At 40.3% G+C, this 21,240-nt stretch carries 17 protein-coding genes; 9 read left to right on the forward strand and 8 right to left on the reverse strand.

The window, feature by feature from the left end; translation table 11 throughout:
* Together SGI74_03535 and SGI74_03540 are read right to left on the reverse strand one after the other, a co-directional pair.
* Positions 1–243, reverse strand: a 243-nt coding sequence (locus SGI74_03535; GenBank protein ID MDZ4676559.1) for a hypothetical protein, incomplete at its 3' end; no start/stop codon positions are given.
* Entirely contained in the window at positions 236–1,312 is a 1,077-nt protein-coding gene (locus SGI74_03540; protein MDZ4676560.1) for a site-specific DNA-methyltransferase, read from the reverse strand. The genes SGI74_03535 and SGI74_03540, both read right to left, overlap by 8 nt.
* A 666-nt stretch (positions 1,313–1,978) precedes the next feature.
* Here SGI74_03540 and SGI74_03545 point away from each other — a divergent pair.
* The 4 genes from SGI74_03545 (at position 1,979) to SGI74_03560 (ending at position 3,604) form a co-directional block, all read left to right on the forward strand.
* Positions 1,979–2,704 carry a DDE-type integrase/transposase/recombinase gene (locus SGI74_03545; protein MDZ4676561.1) on the forward strand — a complete coding sequence of 242 codons (726 nt, stop codon included), beginning with the start codon at positions 1,979–1,981 and terminating at the stop codon, positions 2,702–2,704.
* A 24-nt stretch (positions 2,705–2,728) separates the two neighbouring features.
* Positions 2,729–3,010, forward strand: a complete 282-nt coding sequence (locus SGI74_03550) for a hypothetical protein (protein MDZ4676562.1) — start codon at positions 2,729–2,731, stop codon at positions 3,008–3,010.
* Between the two features lie 6 nt (positions 3,011–3,016).
* Positions 3,017–3,313, forward strand: coding sequence for a hypothetical protein (locus SGI74_03555; protein ID MDZ4676563.1), 297 nt, complete (start codon positions 3,017–3,019; stop codon positions 3,311–3,313).
* A 99-nt stretch (positions 3,314–3,412) separates the two neighbouring features.
* Positions 3,413–3,604 carry a hypothetical protein gene (locus tag SGI74_03560; protein ID MDZ4676564.1) on the forward strand — a complete coding sequence of 64 codons (192 nt, stop codon included), beginning with the start codon at positions 3,413–3,415 and terminating at the stop codon, positions 3,602–3,604.
* 261 nt (positions 3,605–3,865) lie between these two features.
* Here SGI74_03560 and SGI74_03565 read toward each other — a convergent pair whose 3' ends face one another.
* Complete coding sequence (locus SGI74_03565; GenBank protein ID MDZ4676565.1) at positions 3,866–4,507, reverse strand: chemotaxis protein CheB; 642 nt, start codon at positions 4,505–4,507, stop codon at positions 3,866–3,868.
* A gap of 313 nt (positions 4,508–4,820) precedes the next feature.
* Between SGI74_03565 and kaiC the strand changes: the two genes are divergently transcribed.
* Positions 4,821–6,260, forward strand: coding sequence for a circadian clock protein KaiC (gene kaiC / locus SGI74_03570; GenBank protein ID MDZ4676566.1), 1,440 nt, complete (start codon positions 4,821–4,823; stop codon positions 6,258–6,260).
* An 8-nt stretch (positions 6,261–6,268) separates the two neighbouring features.
* Positions 6,269–6,778, forward strand: a complete 510-nt coding sequence (locus tag SGI74_03575) for a chemotaxis protein CheB (protein ID MDZ4676567.1) — start codon at positions 6,269–6,271, stop codon at positions 6,776–6,778.
* 95 nt (positions 6,779–6,873) lie between these two features.
* Here the strand turns inward: SGI74_03575 and SGI74_03580 are convergent, their stop codons facing one another.
* The 3 genes from SGI74_03580 to SGI74_03590 form a co-directional block, all read right to left on the reverse strand.
* Positions 6,874–10,647, reverse strand: a complete 3,774-nt coding sequence (locus tag SGI74_03580) for a chemotaxis protein CheB (protein ID MDZ4676568.1) — start codon at positions 10,645–10,647, stop codon at positions 6,874–6,876.
* A 47-nt stretch (positions 10,648–10,694) separates the two neighbouring features.
* Entirely contained in the window at positions 10,695–11,129 is a 435-nt protein-coding gene (locus tag SGI74_03585) for a response regulator (protein ID MDZ4676569.1), read from the reverse strand.
* Positions 11,130–11,303: 174 nt separating this feature from the next.
* Positions 11,304–12,131: a glycosyltransferase gene (locus SGI74_03590; protein ID MDZ4676570.1), complete on the reverse strand. Its 828-nt coding sequence runs from the start codon at positions 12,129–12,131 to the stop codon at positions 11,304–11,306.
* A gap of 183 nt (positions 12,132–12,314) precedes the next feature.
* On the opposite strand from SGI74_03590, the gene SGI74_03595 reads away from it, so the two are divergent.
* Positions 12,315–12,998 (forward strand): class I SAM-dependent methyltransferase, encoded by a 684-nt coding sequence (locus tag SGI74_03595; protein MDZ4676571.1) that lies wholly within the window; start codon positions 12,315–12,317, stop codon positions 12,996–12,998.
* Between the two features lie 11 nt (positions 12,999–13,009).
* On the opposite strand, the gene SGI74_03600 is transcribed toward SGI74_03595, so the two are convergent.
* Together SGI74_03600 and SGI74_03605 are read right to left on the reverse strand one after the other, a co-directional pair.
* On the reverse strand, positions 13,010–14,419 hold the full coding sequence (locus SGI74_03600; GenBank protein ID MDZ4676572.1) for a glycosyltransferase: 1,410 nt from the start codon (positions 14,417–14,419) through the stop codon (positions 13,010–13,012).
* Between the two features lie 560 nt (positions 14,420–14,979).
* A complete protein-coding gene (locus tag SGI74_03605) occupies positions 14,980–15,894 on the reverse strand; it encodes an HNH endonuclease (protein MDZ4676573.1) in 915 nt (304 codons plus the stop codon).
* Positions 15,895–16,722: 828 nt separating this feature from the next.
* Between SGI74_03605 and SGI74_03610 the strand changes: the two genes are divergently transcribed.
* Positions 16,723–19,812, forward strand: coding sequence for a chemotaxis protein CheB (locus SGI74_03610; protein ID MDZ4676574.1), 3,090 nt, complete (start codon positions 16,723–16,725; stop codon positions 19,810–19,812).
* Positions 19,796–21,112, forward strand: coding sequence for a PAS domain-containing sensor histidine kinase (locus SGI74_03615; GenBank protein MDZ4676575.1), 1,317 nt, complete (start codon positions 19,796–19,798; stop codon positions 21,110–21,112). Before SGI74_03610 ends, SGI74_03615 begins: the two co-directional genes overlap by 17 nt.
* Positions 21,113–21,240 lie beyond the last annotated feature (128 nt).

A 21,240-nucleotide genomic window follows, 5' to 3' on the forward strand; every position in this document is an offset into this window, starting at 1 on the left:
AAGAAATGCCTCTTCATCATAAAATTCCTCAATGAGAGCGTTAACATCACCATTAGATAAATTCTCAGGCGATCTCGTTAACCACCAGTTGAGTAGATCACGTCTTGCAATTCGGATTTTCTTTTTTGTATTTACTTGTTCAATCCATCGATCCAATTTTTGCGATGAGGATTCAACTAAAGCAATATGCTCAAAGCTCGGTTTAATTTTCTTTTCCGTTTGTTCTTCAACTTGATCAGTCATTTAATTTAACTCCTTTCAATCGCTTTTCAGCAATTGCGATATAATTTTCGTCACGTTCAATTCCTAAAAATTTAAATTCTTCAAATAAGGCTGCCACTCCTGTTGATCCAGATCCCATGAAGGGATCAAGCACTGTACCGCTCGGAGGAGTTATCATTTTGCAGAGATAGCGCATAAGACTTAAGGGTTTCACGGTCGGATGAGTGTTGGTTTGTCCCTTTTCATCTCTGCCTGGCTTTTTACAATAAAGAAAAGGCATTTCAGGTTTGAAATTTTTGAAGTATTGAGACACATCAGCCTCTGTTTGAGTTTGGTTGTTCATGAGTTTTGCTGGGCAGTCTTCAGTATTAGATTTGGTCAAAAGTAAGTTTGCGGGGAATCGACCTTTTGGGTGTTGATGATAAACTGAATTTCGGCTGCGCTCGGACGTGTCCCAGATATAGCCACCGTCTCTAAAGTCTAGATTTTGAGTAGACGGAATTTTTCCTATTACTGGAATTCTTGAATCATCAATATTAATTCCACCAGTGCCATATTTTTTAACATTGGCCGCGATGTTGTGCCCAGAAATTGGCTTTTGAATTAAAATCCAGTGTTCGCTTGCTGGCTTAAGAGCCGTCCCCCAGCCTTTCCATTTCATAGACTCCTCATTTGTTGATTCCGTCATCAACCGATGAGTGCTAGTGAAAGTTCTGCCGCCAATACCACCGCTATCTTTTTGATATTGACCTACAACTTCTCGTGCTTTCCAGTTTTCACCAAGTTCGTGAGAAGGCTTGATAAGTTCTTTGATCCAGTCAGGTGGAGAACCCAGAAGTGTTTCAAGTTTTTCCCACCTCTCTTTTGTCGGAATATGGGGTTGGTCATTCGGAGGCTGGGCGGTCCAGTGGCAAGCGCCGCCACGAACTTCTGCCACCTCATCAAGTCGCTTGTTTGTAAGACCTAGTTCATTTCTTCGCTCCTTTATCCAGCCCGTAACTTTAAACAGCAGATCCGTATTCGTGTATTTCGCACGATCCATCGCTTTATCAATCGCTGTGCTTTTTGGAAATCCGCTGTGAACTTGCATATTCTATTAAGTAAAAAAGCCATGGTTGTGTCGAATTAAACTGGGTATTGACGAAAACTGTCGAATTAATTCAAGCAAAATGTTTAAGCATAAAGTTAAAAAAAGAGCTGGTGTATCAAGCACCAGCTCTAGAAAGAACATATGATTTTAAACTACAAAATCACAGTCGAAGAATTATCAAAAGCTGGAAAGAATCACAAGTGGGAAAGACATTTTTGTGACAAGTGCAGTTGTTTCATGTGGGGTCATGGATTTGTTGCCCGGTATTTTCAGTCAATAGAGGGCTGTGTCTATTTAAAAAGATATCGCTGCCCGAAGTGCACATCTGTGGCAACAACTAGACCAGATGGGCATTGGCCTATAATTCGAAGTTCAATTCGATCTATTTTTAATGCTTTGTTAACAAGAATATCCACTGGTGCATGGCTGATGTCCTTTTCCCGACAGCGCGGTGGTCATTGGCTAAAGAGATTTGTTGATCACGCAAAAATGTCTGGCGAAACAAATTTAGAAATATTTTTAATTTTTTGTTTTCAAAAAAATCTTAGATTTTTTCCTTAAAATGATTTGATTGTTTTTTGTTCGAGAACAACCCCACCTGGTTCTGTCGTTTATTTTCTAAAGCACGTTTGTTAGAAGTTTTTCAACTAACAAGGGGGTGAAAACTTGAGCGACGGCGATAAAAAACTAGCAATTGCAACTTTTAGATTTGGTTTAATCTCAGAATTTGTGACTGGGGTCAGACTCATATATGGTGAAAAGGAAAAGCTGATTAAAGAAAAGATATCCAGACGCTATGACATTCCGTTTTCCACTGGGAAAACGATTTCTAGATCAAGTTTAGAGAAATGGATTGTTGAATATAAGAAAGCTGGTTTTCGAATCGAAGGGTTGTATCCAAAATATCGAAGTGATCGAGGTGAAAGTCGTGCACTTTCAAGTTCTCTACGGCTAGCCATCAAAGAGCTAAAAAAAGAACAACCAGATTTAAAGGCCCCGGCTTTAATTATGTGTTTAAAACATAAAAAATTAATTGCTGAAAACGAAATCCTAAATCCTTCGACTTTGTACAGATATTTGAAATCTGAAGAGCTCACCAAAATTAACGAAGCTGCTGTAGACAAGCGGCACTTCGAAGCTTTGCATCCTAATGAAATTTGGCAATCCGATGTTATGCACGGACCTTATGTGAAAATTGATGGGAAGGCGAAGAAAAGTTATTTAATCGCCATCATTGATGACCATTCCAGATTGATCATTCATGCACAGTTTTATTTGAGTGAAACCAGAGAAAATTTTCTAGATTGCCTTCGTCAAGGAATCTTACTTATTGCCGCTGACGGCATAGGTGGGATATGGGCTTATTCCCACTTGACTTTTTACCCACTTTGACCGATATTAATAGTAGAGGTAATTATGTCTAAATCAGCTTCTAAAAAACTTTATTTGCGACCCGACTCTAAGGGCCGTGTTACACTTGGCTCTTTAGCAAAAGGTATCAGTAGCTTTACCGTCCACCAAGACTCAGACGGCTCACTTGTTCTTGAGCCACAGGTTGAAATTCCAGCAAAAGAGAAATGGCTTTTTGAAAATAAAACAGCTCTTTCAAGTGTTCGACGTGGTCTCAAGGAATCTGCAGAAGGTAAAGTGAAATCCCTCGGCTCTTTTTCAAAATACGCTAAAAAAGATGAAGACTAATAAGCGATGAGCTTTTCCCTTCTCTTTACAAAAACTGCAGAACTTGATCTCAAGGCTCTTGAAGAAAACTCAGGACTTTCAAAAAGATTAAAAGCCGTAAGAAAGGCCCTTGGTTATTTAGAACAAAATCCCAGACATCAAAGTTTGAACACCCACAAATACTCAGCCATCACAGGTCCAAAAGGTGAAGACGTTTTTGAAGCATATGCTGAAAACAACACACCTATCGCTTATCGAATTTTTTGGCACTATGGCCCCTTAAAAGGACAAATCACAATCATTGCAATAACGCCTCATCCCTAGTTTTTATTTAAGTAGACAAGGTTTATTTACTAATCTTTAGAACCTACATAAACGTATTTTATTGACAATGTGGATTCAGAGATTGTAATTCGTTGGCACATGAATACAGAATTGGTTTCTATAAAAGATGCTTCAGCTTTAACACAAAAACCAGAGAGAACTTTGCTTGAGCATCTTGCTCGCGGAGTGCTCACGGGCAAAAAACTGGGTCGTAACTGGGTCATAGATTTAGCAACACTTAAAAATTCTGGGTTGGCCAAGATATTACCCCCCCAACACATTGCGACATAAATCCCGAGTCTCATTCTTCTCACGAAGTAAATGAACAAGAGAGAAATCAAAAATCTCAGAATAAAAAACCAAGAATCACACCAAAAAGTCTTGGTCTCTTTCAAGAATTGCTAAATTTAAAGAGTACAATTCCTACTCAACATAAAATTATCTTTGATGAAGCCGTTAAAAATTTGGTCGTTGGTTATTCAGAATTGTCATCAATAACGAGGATTGATGAATTCTTCATAGGCATTCCTGACGACTTTTGAACATGATCATTCATGCAATTTGGCAATTACCTGATTTTTTAAGCCAAAGAATTTTCAACGGATTTTTTGCGATATTTGATTCGCACCATTTTCGTGAACCCAACTTATGAGCTATTTCTTTGGGTGAAAGAACATAATCCACATGGTCGATTTCGATTGCGGAGATCGGCATTGAATCGGAAGCCGCAGTTGTAGGTGTTTGAGCTATAGTCACGCCACCTTTTTCTTTTAAAACTTTAAGCCCTTCCGCACCATCAGAACCTTCTCCGGAGAGAATAATTCCAATAGACCCGTGAGCTTGGTCTTCTGCTAGTGAAAAAAGAAAATGGTCAATAGCAGTATTTCTTCCTTTGTTGGGACGAGGAATAAGAAGAAGTGAATCTCCTTGGATCTCCATAAATTTATCTGGCGGAAGAATATAGATCTGATTACCGAGAATTTGCTCTCTATGTGTGACTTGAACAACTGGCATTGTTGTCGAACGAGAGAGAATCTCCGGTAGTAGGCTCGTTGACCCGCGCAGAATATGAGAGAGAAGCACAAACGCCATACCTGTATCAGTCGGTAAGTTTTCAACAAGCTGTTCAAAGGCGGCTAAGCCACCCGCCGACGCACCGATCGCAACAACACATGGATAGTTTAATTCTCTCACGTTTCCTTATACTCTCCTCGTGTTGCCCCAGCAAAGACAATCCTTAACATTCTATTTGAGCGCTGAGGGTGACGACCCAATAACCACCGCAGGGGTTTTGTTTAATGAGGCGATTTGACTCGCCTAGCTGGACGATGTTTTAGATTCGCCATCAGACGCACTATGCTCTCCATAACGCCGATCAAGCGAGGCTCGTTTCTTGCTCTCACTATTAATTTTTTCCCACGAAAGAAGGATCAACACATGCCTAAACCTCTAAAGAAAAAAACTCCCCCCAAATCTAATCAATTAGAAAAATGTCCAACAGGCATCATTGGATGAAGTTACAGAAGGCGGGTTTCCGAAAAATAGAACCACACTCATTTCTGGTGGTGCTGGTTCTGGGAAAACTCTTTTGGGGATTGATTTTTTAATCAAGGGTGCGGCTGATTTTAATGAACCAGGTATTTTCATGTCTTTTGAAAAGACAAAGGACGATCTCTATAAAGATGTGGCTTCATTAAATCTGGATTTATCTAGGCTTGTTTCACAAAAAAAAATTCTGATTGAACACGTAATACTTGATCGCAAAGACATCAGAGAGGCTGACTTTAATTTAGAGGGAATACTCGTTCGCTTAGAACATGCCATTGATTCCATTGGAGCTAAACGAGTTGTTTTAGATTCTATTGAATCGCCCTTCGCAGGCATTACAGACGCAGGTATTCTTCGAATTGAAATCAAAAGACTTTTTAAGTGGCTTAAAGATAAAAATGTTACGGCAATCGTGACCGGCGAACCAAGAGACGGTTCGTACACTCGCCACGGCCTTGAGGAGTTCGTTTCTGATTGTATCATTTTACTAGACAACAGAGTTAAAGAACAAATAGCTATCCGAAGACTTCGTGTTATTAAATATCGTGGTTCAAATCATGGAACAAACGAATATCCATTCGTCATTGATAAGTCAGGACTTTCTGTTATTCCGATCACGTCAGCAGGGCTTGATCAGCCAGGTACATCCAAGAAAGTTCCAACAGGAATTTCGTCGCTCGACAAAATGTTCAAGGGTAAACCAGGATTCACATTAGGCAGTACGATACTGGTTTCAGGCACTGCGGGCACAGGTAAAACAAGTCTTGCGGCAGCCTTCGCTTTAGAAACCTGCGAACGTGGCGAGAGGTGTCTTTTCTTATCTTATGAGGAATCTTCCGGGCAACTTATTCAAAATATGAGTTCAATTGGTATTGATTTGGCGCCTTGGGTAAAAAAAGGACTTTTAAAAATTGTCTCCGTAAGACCTTCCTTTTTTGGACTAGAAATGCATTTACTCGATTTATACAAAATCGTTGATAGTTTTAAACCAAAGTCTGTCGTTGTGGACCCTCTGACAAGTCTTATTGGAGAGGGCGACGAGCGCGAAATCAGGTCCATGATTACTCGCATGATTGATCTTCTAAAATCTAGATCAATCACCACTTTTTTCACAAGCCTCGTTTCCTCATCAGCACAAAATGATACGAGCGGTGAAATCGGAGTCTCATCTCTAATTGACACATGGATTGTTGTGCGAGAATTAGAAGAAGATGCAGGAAAAAAACGTATTCTCGGACTTTTCATTGTGAAGTCGCGTGGTACCGGTCACGAGAGTGATGTTCATAAATTAATTTTGAGCGATGATGGAATTAGCTTGGTACCAATGGATCCTGTGGCAGGCGCCCATATGAGCAGGGGTAATGAAAAGATTGTTACATCAGGTAGCGTCGGGATATGACTTAACTCATGAAAACACTTCGGCCAAATTTCATAGTCGGTATTGGTGGCTCAGCTGGAGGGGTTGAAGCATATCAAGCGCTTTTAGATGCAATGCCGCCTAATACAGATATGGCATTTGTAGTGATCGCTCATCTCATGCCCAGCGCAAGTAGTCAGTTGGCGCAAATTCTTTCACGACACACGAAAATGCCTGTCAAGGTAGCTTTGGAGTGTATGTCGATCCGGAAAAATCATGTCTACGTAATTCCACCCGACGCCGATCTCTTCATGGAAAACTATAAGTTCAAGGTCGTCTCCCCACGTATGGTGAGAAACAATCAGATAGATCTATTTTTGACTTCTCTTGCAGAGGCGATGGGTGCAAATTTGATCGGCATTATCTTATCTGGGTATGATGGCGATGGCAGCGAGGGATGCAAAAAAATCAAAGAAAAAAAAAGGAATAACCTTTTCTCAAGACATAACTGCCGAAGTAAACGTCATGCCTCTCAGTGCTCAAGCCACAGGTTGCGTTGACTTCGTCTTACCACCTGATGCCATAGCAAAAGAGCTTCTAAAAATCTCAAAAACCGCAAATTAAAATTAATGTGTGGACGGCCAAGATGAGACCCTTATGTGTCTTTTCGAGCGAGCTTGGCGATTGTTTTTACTAGATGTTCGCCATCGACAGGCTTAGCAAGATGGGCCTGAAAGCCAGCAGATAGAGCTCGGCGAACATCATCCTCTCCAGCATATGCCGTCACCGCCAACGCTGGAGTATTTCCACGAGAGCCTTGTCCTAATCTTCTGATCTTCTGAATAAAACTATACCCGTCTTCTCCAGGCATCGCGATATCGCATAGGAGAACGTCAGGTTTAAACTGTGCAAACATATTTAGCCCTTCTCTAGCAGATCCGGCAGTCTTGACCTCAGCCCCAACGGCATAAAGCACTTCGCTAAATGCTTCGCGTGCGTTTGCTTCATCATCGACTATCAGCAGGCGAAGACCATCGAGTCTAACGGGCACGCTTTCGCCAGATTTTGAACTCTTCAGAGGGTCTCTATGATTTGCTTGAGGTTCTGAGAGGGAATGCTCCGATTTGATCGGAAGTATTACCGTGAAAGTAGCTCCCAATTGATCACCAGGACTTTCTGCCCGAATGGTACCATCGTGCAGTTCAACCAGATTTTGTACAATTGCGAGTCCCAAACCTAGTCCGCCATGAACTCTGATGCTGGAACTATCTTCCTGACTAAAACGGTCAAAAATTTTCGGCAAAAATTCTGCATCGATTCCTTTGCCAGAGTCCACCACCTGGATCATTGCCTTTGCTTTTTCACCGTTTTTTTCTTTGAATCGATCCACCCTCACAGAAACCTTCGAATCCGGTGCTGAGAACTTAACTGCATTGGAGAGTAAATTCCAAAAAACTTGCTGAAGGCGTATCGGGTCAGCCATGATAGTCCCTACTTGGGGTGCAAAAAAAGTATCAAGCTGAATTGATTTCGCCTCCGCCATGGGGCGGACAGCCACGATCGCTGAAAGGACAACTGAAGCAGTGTCTATTTCACGGATATCAAGCGAGAGCTTGCCCGCTACGATACGCGATACATCCAGAAGATCATTAATGAGCTGAGCTTGGGACTTCCCGCTCACTTCAATCACCTCGGCAGCTCGCTTAATTTTTTCAGGGTCCAATTTCCCGGTACGAATCAATTGTGCCCAAGACAAGATCGCTGTTAGCGGAGTTCTCAATTCATGCGAAAGAGTCGCCAAAAAAAGATCCTTGGAACGATTAGCTTTTTCAGCTTCTGTTCTAGCTTCTTTCACTTCCTTTAGGCTCAACTTTAGACTGTCAATGTCAACGAGAGCCAGGACAGCTCCATCAATCTTATTATCAACTGTTTTATAAGGCCTAACTTGAAGCCGAAACCAGTGCCCCTTGCGGTCTTGAATTTCGAGTTCTTGGGATTTCATTGAATCAATAGCGTCTGAAACCATCATCTCTAAATCTAGTTCACCCCCCGGTGCAGTGAAGTTGAGTTTTAAATCACTTAATGGTCGTCCCACATCGGTCGCAATGAGGTTGAGTGCCTTTCCTGCAAGCGGTGTAAATCTGCGGACCCTTCGGTCGGCCCCTAACATGACAATGGGTATTTCAACGCTCCCTAATAAATTGATGAGGTCATTATTAGTTTCACTCTGATCAGAGCTTCTGGTTTGCAATTCGTCATTTACAGTTGTGAGTTCTTCATTCCCGCTTTGAAGCTCTTCTTTGGCTGTTTGCAGTTCCTCATTGGCGCTCTGAAGTTCTTCATTTGCCGAAGTGAGATCCTCCTGCGCTGTTTCAAATTTTTCGATCAATGACTGCTGATATTCTTGGGCTGCTGTCAACTCCTGTTGTAACTCCAAATTATAAGGATCTTTTTTTACGCCACCCTTGCGGCCTTTCTGAGCGAGCGCCTTTTTTTTCTTTTCTTTTGATTCTGCAGCTCTTTCAAAAAGAATCAAATACAAGTGTTCTTTTATGTCAGGAATTACATTCAAATCGAATGACTTACCGCTACGACCATCTCCAATTCTCAAACCTTCTTTTCTCACCGATTGCCCTGATTTTTTGGCTGCTTGAATTGTCATCCGAATGACACGTATTAAATCGGGGTGGGCCATTTTAAAAAGATGATGGCTGGGAACTCCGGGCGCTGGTTCAATAAATGGAGACGTTCGGCCACGAAGCTGCAAGATTTCCATGTCTTCGCTTACTAGGACGCCAGGACAATCGGCTTGAATCATTTGATCAGCGATCTTTTGGACGTCCCGAGGTACTTTTGTAAAACTCTTCGGCGTCAAAACGGTTTCGTTTCTTCTGACATAGGTGCCGCTTGGAAATCGGAGGCTTAGCGCAATGGGCGCATCTTTTCTTGCATAAATCTTATTGGTTTTATCCACTTGTGAGAAGAGATCCGAAAACCCACCAATGGTCTCAGACTTTCCCAACCAAAGAAAGCCACGAGCCAGGAGCGAATAATGAAAAATGGGAATGACATGCTTTTGCAACGTGGTCGTAAAATAGATAAGCAAGTTGCGACAAGATATTAGATCAATTTTTGCGAAGGGAGAATCGGTCGTAAGATCGAGCCTAGAAAACACGCATATATCTCGAATTGATTTTGCGATCTTGTATCCGCCGCCTTCAACTTGTATGAAAAATCGGTTAAGCCGTTCCCGAGAAACATCGCTACTTATACTATGCGGGTATTTTCCCAACCGGGCTTTTTGAATGGCTTGCTCGCTGATGTCGGATGCAAAGATTTGAATCGGTGTGTGCGAAGATTTTTCGCCCAAAAACTCTAATAACGACATTGCAATGGAGTAAGCTTCTTCTCCTGTCGAACATCCTGGAACCCAAACGCGGAGCGGAACGCCTGCGCCACGATTCTGCATTAGCTTTGGAAATACCTCTGTCTTCAAAGCTTTAAACGCATCTGGGTCTCGAAAAAAGTTCGTCACATGGATCAAAATGTCAGCGTATAGAGCCTTTACCTCGTCCAGATTGTGAGAGAGAAATTTGTTATATGCTTCTAAAGATTCCATCTTATGGAGTACCATCCGGCGCTCTATTCGGCGTTTCACGGTGGTAGATTTATAAAAGGCGAAGTCCACATGACATTGTTTTCTTAGCAAATGGAAAATATGGCGAAAACCGTCATGAGGATCGAGTGGTTGATCGTCCGGCATAGCTATTGGATCCGCAGAAGAAGCCAGAATTACGTATGGGTGATGAGCGATCCTTGCCAACTCCTGTGCGATTTGTTCTGGCGTTAAAATGAGATCGACACTCCCAGATTCAATAGCACTCTGGGGCATGTTATCAAATTTTGCAGATTGTGGAGTTTGAGCAAACGTGATTCCGCCTTCAGCCTTTATGGCCGTCAGTCCTTGCGTTCCGTCTGCCCCTGTTCCCGATAAGACAATCCCAATGGCGAGATTTTTCTGATCCTCCGCAAGGGCATGGAAAAAGTAATCAATCACTAAGTGCTGACCGCGAACCTCGGTACGAGGTACAAGATTTAAAACTCCATGAAATATCCCCATGCTAAAACCTGGTGGAATGACATAGACATGGTTTGGTTCCGCGCGCATGCCGTCTGTGACTTCGGTGATAGGCATTTTGGAAACTCGGGAAAGTATTTCGGAAGACATGCTTGCATGATTTGGATCAAGATGTTGAAGAAGAACAAATGCCATGCCTGTATCAGTTGGAAGAGTTGTAAGAAATTTTGTGAAGGCTTCTAACCCGCCGGCAGAAGCTCCAACTCCGACAATTGGAAACCCACCAATATCTTGTCTCGAATGAATCTTCTCCGTAGAGGTAAGTTGTTTTGATTTTTTCCCATTGGCCATGAATACTCCTTAGTTCAGTGCAATATCAGCACCTCCGACAGAACTTTCTAGTAGTTAAGAGGAGAGTGAGGCCCCAAATCAATGAACTGATGAACATCCTCAAGATATTTGTCTATATCAAAAGGTTTTCGAATGAATCCCACTACTCTCCCTTGGGGCATATCTTCCATCCCTGAGAGAAAAACAACTGGGACAGAGTTAACTATTTCAGGTTTCTTTTCCTCAAGCATACGTAAAAAATCAGGTCCACTCATTTCATCCATTTGCACATCAAGAAGAATCAAATCTGGTTTATTGATTTCATTTAGAACTTTGAAAGCCTCGGTACCACTTTGAGCGGTGAAAACCTCAAATCCCTCTATTTCAAGAAAATCCTTTTGGACTTCCAATAAATCTGCGCCATCATCAATAATTAGAACTGACTTTTTTCTTTGTGTTGGGCTGCACTGTTTATGAATACTAGGCTCTGCTGATTTTTCCACATCTTCTCTTTTGTTACAAAATATCTAACCGTTTGAATCTAGAGGCTTTGTACTCCTTAAAGGGGGGCTAGGCAACGGAAATGAGCCCGAATGGATTTTTCATGAGCAGAATGCCACAGTTATGCACAGGGAGGGCGCCTTGATCTAGAAGGCCTTCAAAGTTAGTCGAGTTTTTCAAAAAAGCCCTAGCCGGTTCTTGAAACGTTTCCATTTAAGGCCCCTTCTAACAGCAGGCGTATTATCAACTGAGCGAGGGTCAAACCCCCATTTTTCAATAAATTTCGCCAAGCTCTTTTGCTCGTAAGAGGGGCAAATTTCAATGGTGTCTCTGGTGCCTTTTGAATGATGCCAAATAAAACAATCGGCTGTGGTGTAGTATTTAAGTTCTGCGCGGTCCATACGCTCTCTCAAATCACGGTCTTCATAAGTGACAAAAAACCGTTCGTCAAAAAATCCAATTTTTTCAAAAACGGTTCGTTTAAAGCAAATGACAATGGGCATAAACTGAGGTGAAAACTTTCGATAATTGCGGCGAATAAATTTTTGAGCCTTGAGAGGAGTCTTAATAGGGTCAAACGGTGATTCATCATAATGAGGACCTACCGCATCGGCGCCTAAACGTTCTATTGCTGAAAGGAGGGCTTCGTCCCACTGGGGCATGACCCAGGTGTCATTATTCGCAAGAAATATAAAATCCGAGTTGGAGGCTTTGATGCCTTGATTGAAAGCGGCACCCACGCCGACGTTTTCAGGATTTGAAATAATTTTAACTATCCAGTTTTTGCTTTCGGCGGTTTTTTTGAATTCTTGCAAAAATCTTGGAGTGTCATCGGTGGAATGGTTATCAATGACAATGAGTTCATGAGCAAAATGCGCTCCCTCTAACAAAGACGCAAAACACATTTGAGTGAAGTGAACTTGATTCATTACTGGAATGACGATGGAAGATACTGAATCCATGGGAAAGAGAATACTTTTTGTAGGTGTTGATGTCGATGCCAAAAATTTTCACGTTACGCAATTTTTGAAAGGCGCTGACACTCAGAACATATGAAGGGACAAGTTCTTCAACATAATTTTTGCAAATTCATGACCAATGTGCTTATTCTTGAAAATCTAACTTAGAGGGAGCCAGAAATGTTAGAGGTCCGTAACCACTTACAAGCACTTGCAAATAGGCATCATTTGTGGCGTGTTGAAAAAAGTGTCATACCCGTCAACAATATTTCAGAACTAAAGAAGATATTTGGATGGCAAAAAAGCCCAGTATTTGATGACCCTTCTCTGCACCATTTTGAAGTCATCGAAGACGTTAATGAACGTCGGATTCGTGATGCCGAGGTTTTGGGAACTGTATGTTGTAATGTTAATTCAAGAAATTTCCTAGAGATAGGAACTGCAACTGGTCATGCCACGGCCCTCATGAGTATTAATGCACCTCAAGCCACCGTTTATACATTAAATATTCTGCCCGAAGAGCTGCTGCGAGGGGAAGGTGGGGGGTATAATACTTACGCTCTGGAAAAAGAAAAAATAGGCTCTTACTATCGAGAAAAAAATCTCAAAAACATTGTACAAATTTATGCCAATACGTCTACATGGAAACCAGACTTAAAAGAAGTTGGTGTTGCCTTTATCGATGGCTGCCATGACACCAAATATGTTATTAATGATACATTGAAAGCATTGAAGTGTATGAGCTCTGGCTCATTTATTCTGTGGCATGATTTTCATCCCGCACTTACAAGAAAATATGAATGGATTTATGAGGTGTGTTTAGGAGTTGAAAAACTCCTTTCGAAAAAAATTATTAAAGGTCGAATCTTTCATGTCAAGGACTCCTGGGTTGGGCTCTATCAGATTCCATAAATTTAAGGCTATCACAACATGACTCTTAATGCAGTCGATCCAATCACTTTTTCCAAAAAACTATCGAACTTCTCTAAGGAATGCAAAGAACTATAACTTTTATACTGTGGATTTAGTTTTCTTCCAGATAGATCTTTACCCTGAAGAAGACTTTCAATAGCTTGAAAACAACTGCTTGGATTTTTCTCAGGAACACAAATACCTAAATCAAATTTTCGAGTTCTTTCGGACATGCAATAGCCGTCAGAAACAACAACAGGTCGCTGAAAAAAGGCCGCCTTGGTCAAGATATTGCTACTATGATAAAATTTTTCATAAGCAGCAAAAATAATATCGCAGCGACAAATAAGATCATTAAACACGCGCTCATCGGGAACGCGTTCTAAATGGAAAAAACAATTCTCAGGGGCTTTGGCGATTATTTTTTGCAGATCTAAAAGATCTTCTTTATTATTGTTAAGGGCATTCAGAGGGCCGATGAAGGCAAAATAATAATCTTTATTTTTTTCGATAGCCATATTTGCTACGTTGATCAAAGTTATAATTCCCTTACGCTTTGAAATTTCACCCACGAGACCGATGATCTTCCTTCCTCGGGCCTTTTCAATAAGCTGTTGATCCAAGAGAGACACCTGCCCACTAACCTCGGTAAAACTGACGTCAGGCATTACGAGGATTTTTTTTGATGTAAAAATGGATTCCAAACGATTTACAATCCCTTCATCCAGAACAGCTATGGAGATACAATTTTTTGAATGGAAAAATCGATCTTTCCTAAAAAGTCTCTTATGTAAGAATTTTAAAAAAGGTTTTCGTAGATATTTGGGCGTGAGATAAAGCCCAAACCATTTGTAAGGAAAAATTTGATCAACGAGGGCGCCAGTCAGTATTTTAGAAATGATATTTGGTTCTATTCCTGGAAAGAAAACTAAATCAGGAACCCAGCCTGTTTCCAAAACAGCATTCTCTATGCTGGTTCTGCAGATCATCCACCATGAAACACTTTGTTTGAAATATTTCATGGGCAGCTTGTGAGTGAACTTTAAGATTTTACTGAAAAAGCGTTGTTCTTTTAATGCATTAGAAATTTGTTGATCTTTTGATTCATTAGAAATTTTTCGAAATTTAACGTTTTCAATATTAAATCCTTTAATTCGAGCCCATTGTTGTAGCTCTTCGGGCTTCTGACTAACTGAAATAACTCGATGTCCGAGGTATAAAAGGCGTTCAACAATTATTTTGTGATAAGTTGGAATATGCCCAATCCAAAATGTGTCAATAACCACAAGGGTCTTCAAGATAAACCTCAATTCATTTCCATGGAGTGTGGATTTAGACAGCTTATTTTGGTTAACTGCTAAGGCCATGTCTCCAGTGCTGACCTTGTAATGAGCCCAAATGGTTTTCCCAAAATCATCCATTGAGTCATATCATATAGTTGAACAAATTGCCTTGAATTAAGACATCAATAATTTTCAAAGTACCTGCGCCCTTAAGCAAGTCCTACCGGAATTGGATTCTGTGTAACCAGGGATTTAAGCCGGTGCGGATATTTTTTCGGGTACTCAATGCGGGGCCGTCGCAGCCACCCTGAACAATATCGAAAATTCTCAAGCTCCTTCTTCTGAAAATATCCATGATATTGTGAGCCGCATTAAGCCGCACATTTTTCCGATTACACAAATATCAGGGATTACTCACTAAGAAAACTTGAAATTATCACGCCCTACATAATAATAAATCCCAAAACCATCGGTATTAATTTCTACCCTCTGAATAAGTTTTTGGATAATTTTCTGTTGACTGGCTTTTTAATGATCGTATTGAATGTTCTGTATCGGCATAGTGGTGAATCAAAATACACGGGCATCTGTTACTCAATCTAATTGAAATCAAAGGTCACAGTAAACCAGTCAACCTGATTGTGATGAATCGATCAAGCTGGACTCAACTTGGCTGAGGTGAGTCGATCACCCCACACTCAACTTGGCTGTATTGTATCGATATACATTGCCATTTTGTTGATCCCGTAAGCTTCAATCGCAGCTCTCTGATTACACGAGCGACAAAGTAATCTAAGATTTTCTTTTGAGTTCAGACCACCCAATGCTTTGGGATGCTGATGATCTATTTCAAGAGCATAATGTGATCCACAAATCTGACACTGCCCCTTATCTCGGAGCCAAGCTTCACGTCTAACTTGGGCATTTGAAATATTTTGGGCTTTTGAGTTTTGATTTTGCTTTCGTGCAACCCGTTCTGGCGCGGGTGATTTTGATTTATCCCATTTTTCTAAGGCTAAGTCACATAGCTCATCCATAAGTTCAGACATTGTAAGGTTTGGATTTTTATGAGCGCGAAGCCCTTTTAGCTTTTGAATTTTATCTAGAAGCTCTTTTTTGGCAGTAAATTTAATTTCAATATCGCTTTCAGAAATAGCTCTGACTTTATCGATTGAAATTACAGGGCTTGTTGAAAATGAAACAGCGATCTTCTCAGCTTCACGCTTTGAGGTGTTTTCTAATTTCTCTAAAACTTCGATTTTTTTTGATTTTGAAAACTGTTTTTGAGTTTTCCCTTCTCTTTTAAATAAAGACTGGGCCATACCAAGATGAGTTAAATTAAGTGAACCGTCATTAATTTTTTCTTCGATCTCCGGAAGTTCTTTTACGAGGCGCATCGCCTGAATGCGTCGATAAGCTTGATCTTCGTTATAGCCAAGTTCTTTGAGGGCATAGGCAAAAAGTGAACTGTACTTTAATTTTGAAAAAAGCCTTCGGCGTTCAATTTCTCGAAGATGATGAAGTATCTGAGATAAGATCTCTCGTTCTTGTTGAACAAGTTTGCGTGTCTCAAGGAGTAAAACATCGTCGTGCATGGATTTTAAATTAATCATTAATTCCCCTTTTATTTTTAAAACCATAAAAATCCTAAAGCTTTTAAAATCTTAGAAATTTAAAAACTAATGAACAATAACATAGGTTTTTAAATTCTATTTTTCAGTGGTTTACTTTTTCAAATTGTATGGATGAAAATCATCCGTAGAACGCAACAACAGCCTCAAGAACAAGACTTTTTATGCGTAAACTTTAAAACAGAAGTCATTTGGACAAATGAAGCACACAAGCGATTTTAGAAATCAGCAAAACCAGTCAAGCACTTTTTAAAAAATTGCATTTTTAAAATTCTTTAATCGGAGGAGAAGGCGGAGAAGCAGATAGGGTTCTAATTGCAGTAAGAAATTGAAACATTGTTTCAGCTAGAAACTTTTCCCCAAATGACTTTGGCAAAAAAACTCTGCGCTTAATCTCATAAAGTGGTCGTAAGAGTCCTTAAGTTATCTAAACTGAGGGACGCAAGATCAGGTCTATTAAATTGCGGATCAAGAAGCCACTTGCTGACGAGCCTGCCAAAATCAAACTCGGCCTGCACAGGAGAGGCGGCAGATTAGATCATGCCGGTTTTCGATTTATAAAACTAAACAACTTGTATTTATTATATCAATACTTAGTTCTGAGTTTAGACACTGGGTGCTTTCGTATCTTAAAAGGTTCTCTTCCATCTCCTTTACACTCGCACCCATGAGAATTTGTAGAACTGAGGCAATACGCCCCATTACTGCCAGTTCAAACAGTTTATAAGTTTTCTTAATCGCGATGTATGTTGCAATCAGCTTGGTTCTTAGAGATAAGTAGGCAAACTTAATTAAATGATGGGTGGCGGGTTGGCGACGAAAAGCAAATCTCAGACTCGTCGTCGTGAAGTACCACCTAAAAAAGATAAGTATTCCGACGACCAGCCTGTACATAATAAAGTCGACGCGCGTGAAGAGGCCTCAGTGCCTCCTCAACCAGCATTTCTAATCGTTGGTGTCGGAGCCTCAGCTGGTGGTCTTGAGTCTTTCATGGAGATGTTTAAGAGTCTTCCACCCGATACGGGCATGTCTTTTGTTTTAATCCAGCATCTCTCGCCCCAACACTTAAGTATCTTGAGTTCTTTGGTACAAAAAGCAACTCGAATGAATGTACAAGAAGCTGTCGATCAGACGTTGGTTAAGCCAAATAATGTGTACATCATCCCACCAAACACCACGCTTGAAATCTTTCATGGTGTTCTTCATTTAAGTTCAAGGCAAGAACCCCACGGTGGGATGCCAGTGAATGCATTTTTAACTTCACTTGCAAAAGACCAAGGAAATCTCGCCGTCGGAATTATCTTATCAGGTACTGGGTCTGACGGAGCAAATGGCCTCAGAGATATTAAAGCCGACGGTGGCATTACACTTGTCCAACAACCAACAACAGCTAAGTTTGATGGAATGCCACAAGCTGCCATTGAAGTTGCTGCTCCAGATTTTATTCTTCCTATTGAAGCAATCTCTTCAGAATTAGTTAAAATATCAAGTCACCCTATAGTCAAAAAAACTTTGCCAATAGAAGACAATATTCCAAGTCCCGAAACAGAACAGATTCTGCAAAAAATATTTCTTTTAGTCAGAAATGCCACAAAAATTGATTTCTCGTCTTACAAGTATCCCACCCTCATTCGGCGAATTAAAAGAAGGATGGTTTTACACCGCGTAAATAATTTGAAACATTATCTGGAGTATCTGCAAATCACGCCTCTAGAAGTACGCTCTTTATTTGAAGATCTATTAATCAATGTGACTGATTTCTTTAGAGACAACAAGGCTTTTGAATCTCTTAAAACAAAAGTGTTTCCTGAAATTATTAAGTCAAAAATTCCAAGTACTCCTATTCGAATTTGGGTTCCTGGATGTTCAACTGGTGAAGAGGTCTACTCTATTGCCATTTCACTCATTGAATATTTAGGAGAATCACTTCATAAGTACCCAATTCAAATTTACGGTACAGACATTTGCGAGCCAGCGATTAAGATTGCTCGCCTTGGAATTTATCCTGAGACAGCCGCTCCAAAAATTTCACAAGCAAGGCTTGAGCGATTTTTTATAAAAGAACAAGGTGGCTATCGCATCATGAAATCGGTTCGCCATTATTGTATTTTTTCGATTCAAGATGTCACAAGTCATCCACCAATTAATCGACTTGATCTTTTGAGTTGTCGAAATCTCATGATTTATCTTGGTACCAAAATTCAAAAGAAATTGATGGATACCTTTCATTATGCATTAAATCCCAACGGATTTTTAATGCTCGGGTCATCAGAAAGTGTTGGGCCTGTAGCAAACCTTTTTGCGATAATGGACAATAAAAATAAGATCTACAGCAAAAAGAGCGCACAAATACCTTATATGCGCGAAATTAGTGAAGCGCCCTCTATAAACCAAACACCTATTGCATTCTCAGGTACTACTGAGACAACGCTTAAACCACCTTTGAAAACAACCGATCCGGTATTTGCAGCCGAGCAGTTAATGTTAGAAAAATATTCTCCTGCTTGGTTACTGGTGAATCAAGCATTAGACATTGTTCAATTTCGTGGCCATACGGACCATTTTATTGCTCCTGCTTCGGGGCAACCTACCTGGAATCTCATGAAAATGCTGAGAACAGGACTTTCCCCAACGGTTCGAGTTTTAATTCATTCAGCGATTAAAGAACAAATATCAGCTAGAAAAAGCGGTCTAAAAGTTACTTTTGGTAAAGTAACAAGAGCCGTTGATATTGAGGTCGCTCCAATCAGAATTTCAAACTTGGAACAGCACTTTCTCATTGTATTCATGGAGCAAAAAGTTGAAATCTCAAAAACAGGGGGTTTAAAAACAAAGGGCAAAAAACAAAAAACAAAAAAGAAAGAAATAGACCCAAGTGCGCTTGAAATTACTGCTTTAAAAGAAGAATTACAACTAACTCATAATTCACTTCAATCTATTATTGAAGATCAAAGTGCTTCTAGTGAAGAAATGCAAAGTACTACAGAAGAAGTTTTATCCGCTAATGAAGAGCTGCAAAGCACTAACGAAGAGCTTGAGACAGCAAAAGAAGAATTGCAATCAACCAACGAAGAACTCTCCACTCTCAATGACGAATTAACTAACAGAAATAATGAGCTTGACCATTTAAGCAATGATCTTATCAATGTATTGAGTAACGCTAACGTATCAATAGTCATGGTGGATTCGGAACTTCGAATTCGACGCTTCACTCCTATGGCTGAGAAGCTTCTAAATTTAATCCCCACCGATGTCGGGAGAGTTCTGACTGTCATTAACTTCGGATTTCAAATTGAAAATTTGGACAAACAAATAACCTCCGTTATACAAACTTTGGAGACTTTCGAAAAAGAAACTAGAGACCAAAATGGTATTTGGTATTCAGTCAGAATCCGCCCCTACAAGACTATAGATAATAAAATTGATGGCGCTGTAATTGTCTTCGTGAATATCAATGACGTAAAAATTAAGCAGATCCATATTGAAGAGGCAACAAGATACTCAGACGGTGTCATCCAAACTATTCGAGACCCATTGGTTGTACTTGATCAGAATCTGTGTGTTGAGCGCGCTAATCAGGCTTTTTATGATACATTTCAAGTTATAGAGAAAGACACCATAGGACGACCATTTTACGAACTTGGTAATCGTCAATGGAACATTCCTGAGCTTAGAAATTTACTAGAAGACGTATTGCCTCAAAAATCTGAGGTAAGAAATTTTGAAGTCGTTCATCACTTTGAAAAAATTGGTGCGAAGATTATGACTCTCAACGCTCGAACACTTGAATGGGCAGGGCAAAAGAAGCATCTCATTCTCATCAGGCTTCATGATCTAACAGAACGTGAGCAGATAAAAAAAATAGAAGCTAAAGGGGATGAAAATGGAACAAGAAAATAATCCATCCCCTGAATTTCGACGCATGTCCAAAGATGAACTGTCACAACGGCTAAACGCATTGCAATCATGTTCTGGTGATAATGAAAGTTACAAAGAACGTGAAGAAGAATTTCAAAAAGTACTTCATGAGCTTGAAGTTTATCAAATTGAACTTGAGATGCAAAACCGTGAGTTACGTGACTCAAGAGAAGCACTTGAGGAGTCACATGATCGGTATGTGAATCTCTACGATTTTGCTCCCACTGGATATATTACGTTCAACGATCAAGGAATAATGAAGGAGCTTAACTTAACCACAGCAGGAATGCTTGGTGTTGAACGACGTTGGCTCGTGGAGCGTTCCATCGCGCCATGGATTGTGAGTCAAGATCTACCTTCATTTAGACAGCATATAAAAAAATGTCAGGCGACCGAAGATAGGGTAATTGCAACTCTTCAACTCACACGAAAAGATAAAGAGATAATTGTCGTTGAATTGCTCAGTGTTTGCTCTACTCACCGTGAAACAGGAGAGAAAGTAATCAGAACAGCTGTTATTGATATAACGAAAAAGAAAGAGCTCGAAGATGAATTGCAGCGGTCTCTAAATACGCTGAAAGAAGAGCGCAAACTTCGAGAAATATTTGTGTCAACTTTAACTCATGACTTGCGAACACCCCTCTCTGCAGCCAAGATAGGGGCAGAACTCATTATTAGAAACTCGGGTCCAGAGGATAAAAATCGCACTTTAGCTTCTCGAATTTTAGGAAGTACTAACCGCATGGATATTATGATTCAGGATTTATTAGATGCCAATCGCATCAGTGCGGGACAAAAATTACCACTTAAAATTCAAGATTATGATTTTGTCGAACTCGTTAAACAAACTATTGAGGTGCTTGTAAATATCCACGGTGATAGATTTCAGCTCAAATCGCCGAAATCCTGCCCCAGCTCGATGGATCCATCGGGGATGCGTAGAGTTATCGAAAATATTTGTAACAATGCTGTGAAATATGGCTACCCAAAGACCCCCATTACGTTAACTATCCAACCCACAAGCGATATAATATTGTTTTCAGTTCACAATGAAGGGCCTGCGATTCCTAGAAAAGACCAAGCTATGCTCTTTAATCAATTTCAGAGATCTCAATCTGCCCAAACTAGTGAAAAAAAAGGTTGGGGTGTTGGACTTACATTGATACGCGGAATAGTGGAGAGCCACGGGGGGAATGTACATTTAGAGAGTGATAGCGACAAAGGTACAACTTTTATTATCGAACTACCTTCTCTTAAAAGAAGTAAAGAATCTTTAAATTAAAATTTGAGAAATATATCCTTTTTCAACAAGTTCTCTAAGTCTCACTTTTATTGTATTTCGATTGGCACTTGTGATTTTTTGAATATCCGCAATTGAAGCAGTACGTCTTTTTGTTTTTTCAGCGACTT

The sequence above is a fragment of the Oligoflexia bacterium genome, assembly GCA_034439615.1.
GTDB lineage: Bacteria > Bdellovibrionota > Bdellovibrionia > JABDDW01 > JABDDW01 > JAWXAT01.